This window comes from Pseudomarimonas arenosa (genome assembly GCF_014841215.1).
Lineage (GTDB): Bacteria > Pseudomonadota > Gammaproteobacteria > Xanthomonadales > Xanthomonadaceae > Pseudomarimonas > Pseudomarimonas arenosa.
This window is the reverse complement of sequence record NZ_JACYTR010000133.1, coordinates 1-1,962: the sequence shown is the minus strand read 5'-3', so window position 1 is coordinate 1,962 and position 1,962 is coordinate 1. Positions and strand designations below refer to the sequence as shown.

The window sequence follows — 1,962 nt, the reverse complement described above, 5'->3', positions numbered from 1 at the left end:
TACGAAGTAGCCGTTGCTGCGTAGCAGCCGACCGAGCATAGCGAAGGCGCAGGCTACGAAGTAGCCGTTGCTGCGTAGCAGCCGAACAACGCGGCAATCGGCGCAAAGGACCTCAGGGCGAATCCCTGCGTAGCCGCGCAGCGGCCGAATGAGGGCCGTGCCAGCGCCGAAAGATCACGAACACTCTGTTATCTCAACACCATCGGTCGAAACTCTCGCCCCGCTTGGAATTGCCGGATCTTTCGGCGCGACCTCATGAAATATCCGGGCTAAGCGCCCGATCAACGGCGACATCCGATGGCGGGGCTCTACTCGACCTGCCAGCCCTATCGACTGACACTGACGCCAACGGTGCCTTCTGTAGGCGCGGCCAGCAGCTGTACGGGCAAGCGATAAACTGCGGCCAGGTTGTCGAGCGGTCGCGGTATGGCTGGCCGAGTCGGCAGACACGCTCACCTCTCCGCGGCCTCGATCGACTCATACATGTCCCTGCTCATCCATTTGCTGTTGGCGGTCGGCTTTGCCCAGGGCCTGATGCTGTGCTGGCAGCTATGGCGGCTGCGCCAGCGTAATCCCTACGGTTATCTGCATCTGTTAATCGCGTTGTCGGCAGTGCTGCTGGTCTTGCTGGAACAGTGGCTGGTGCAGGCCGGGGCCTGGCGTGACTGGCCGCATCTGTTGCGGGCAACGGTGTGGATGCCGTTTCTGTTTGGGCCGGGACTGTGGCTGTTCGTGCGCAGTCTGGATTCGCCGCGTCCGCGCCGGATCGACTGGCTGCATTACCTGCCGGCCCTGCTTGCGCTGTGCTGGTTCCTTCCCTTTCTACTGCAGAGCGGCGCGGCCAAGCGCGACTTCGTTGAACACACGGTTTCGATTCCGCTGGAATCCACCGTGTTTGGACTCGGCAAGGCGGTGTCGATGTTTGCCTATCTGCTGGCGCTGCGTTGCCGACTGCGTCGAGCCGCTGAAGGGGATCGGCTGCGGCGAAACTTTGCCCGCGCCACCGATGTGTTTCTTGGCTTCCTGGTCCTGCTCTGGCTGCATTTCCTGTTCGGCCACCGCTGGGGTGAGTGGGGTCTGCCGACCGACCTGATCGCCGCACTGGGACTCGCCTTGTTTTTCTATGCCGCCAGTCTGATTGCGACCAGTCATTGGCGCGACTTTGCCCTATCGCTGGCACCCACAACGCCGCCGCAGGACGCTGCGCCCGCGCCAGCCGCCTCGACAACATCGATCGTCGCCGCCCGCGAGCCGCGCCTCGACGGGGAACAGACGGCGCAGCTGTACCCGCAGGTGCGCGAGGAAGTGCTGGCGCGTGGCCTGTTCCGCGAACCCGGACTGAAGGTCGACCAACTGGCCGACCAGCTGGGTCTGAAAACGCATTATCTCTCCTTTCTGATCAATGCCGGCAGCGGCCGGAACGTGCAGGCCTGGCTGAACGGACTGCGGGTGGAGGCCGCCAAACAGGCGCTGAGCGCAGGCAACGCCGACTCCATCCTGGAGATCGGCCTCGCCGCCGGTTTCAATTCCAAGGCCTCGTTCAACCGCGCCTTCAAGGCCGCCACCGGCCAGAGCCCCAGCGAATACGCGGCCTCTGCGACGTCTCAGATCCGAAACTGAGGCGACGCCCGCAGCCCGGCGCCGCAGTCTGGCGGCCGTTGCGCTGTGGCGCGTCAATGAGATTTGGATCATGAGCCGGATTGCCCGAGTCGCCCTGTGCGGCTGTCTGATGTTTGCCCTGAGTGCCCAGGCCGGAAGTCGGCTGGCGGAAACCCTTGAGCAGGCTGACGCCGCCTTTGCCCAAGGCGATTGGCCGAGCTATCGCGACGCCTATGCGCAGCTAGCCCGGATATTTCATCAGAAGAATGAGTGACGGCGTGGTTTTCCCTTAAGATTCAGTTGTCTACGCTGAATAACAAGGACCACGCCGTCATGACAGAGTGTACCGTTCAAGGCGAACTT

The 1,962-nt window shown here is 63.0% G+C and carries 2 protein-coding genes; both read left to right on the top strand.

Annotated features, from left to right (window positions below):
• The first annotated feature begins 483 nt into the window (after nt 1-483).
• Nucleotides 484-1,620, top strand: a complete 1,137-nt coding sequence (locus IFO71_RS21540) for a helix-turn-helix domain-containing protein (protein ID WP_192031751.1) — start codon at nt 484-486, stop codon at nt 1,618-1,620.
• Nucleotides 1,621-1,690: 70 nt separating this feature from the next.
• Nucleotides 1,691-1,873: a hypothetical protein gene (locus IFO71_RS21535; protein ID WP_192031750.1), complete on the top strand. Its 183-nt coding sequence runs from the start codon at nt 1,691-1,693 to the stop codon at nt 1,871-1,873.
• The last annotated feature ends 89 nt before the right edge of the window (nt 1,874-1,962 follow it).

Excerpts from the sequence above, each read along its gene's own strand:
- IFO71_RS21540 (WP_192031751.1), top strand. The coding sequence starts at position 484 with ATGTCCCTGCTCATCCATTTGCTGTTGGCGGTCGGCTTTGCCCAGGGC.
- IFO71_RS21535 (WP_192031750.1), top strand. The coding sequence starts at position 1,691 with ATGAGCCGGATTGCCCGAGTCGCCCTGTGCGGCTGTCTGATGTTTGCC.